This window comes from Porcincola sp. LCP21S3_C12, from assembly GCF_052118625.1.
Lineage (GTDB): Bacteria > Bacillota > Clostridia > Lachnospirales > Lachnospiraceae > Porcincola.
Map to the genome: position 1 here is coordinate 1 of NZ_JBQKGW010000077.1, position 591 is coordinate 591.

The 591-nt window shown below is 47.9% G+C and carries 1 tRNA gene and 2 rRNA genes; all 3 read right to left on the reverse strand.

Features of this window, described 5'->3' with window-relative positions:
- Nucleotides 1-215: 215 nt before the first annotated feature.
- Nucleotides 216-289: transfer RNA gene (locus ACTQ1N_RS12725), tRNA-Ile, on the reverse strand.
- 27 nt (nt 290-316) lie between these two features.
- Nucleotides 317-434 (reverse strand): 5S ribosomal RNA (gene rrf / locus ACTQ1N_RS12730).
- A 55-nt stretch (nt 435-489) separates the two neighbouring features.
- Nucleotides 490-591 (reverse strand): 16S ribosomal RNA (locus tag ACTQ1N_RS12735); the annotation flags it as partial.

Genomic DNA, 591 nt, shown 5'->3' on the forward strand with positions numbered 1-591 from the left:
TTCTTCGGCTCTTAGTGCCAAGGCATCCACCCTGCGCTCTTATTGGCTTAACCTTTTTTGTTTCGGCCAATGGTTCTCGTAGCAAGTTTTTCTAACTTCTAATTCAATTACATTCAAGATTGCTCTTGAAGATAACTTTCCTCGGATGTCTTGTGATTAAACAATTTTTGTTTAATCGGATATTGATCTTGTATGCAGTTTTCAAGGTACGGAAATGGGCTTAAGTAGACTCGAACTACCGACCTCACGCTTATCAGGCGTGCGCTCTAACCTGCTGAGCTATAAGCCCTCCTGTTAGGAGTATATATATTTTTTATTCTGGCGCCCGCCTGTTCTCCCATGCCGTCTCCAGCATAGTACCTTCGGCCGCCCGGCTCTTCACGGTCGTGTTCGGGATGGGAACGGGTGTTTCCTCCGGACGCATCGGCACCAGAAATTCCTGAGCCTTTGATAACTCGACAGTGAAACAACCTCTACTCATACTCTTAGAAAGGAGGTGATCCAGCCGCAGGTTCTCCTACGGCTACCTTGTTACGACTTCACCCCAGTTACCAATCCCGCCTTCGACGGCTCCTTCTTGCGTTAGGCCAC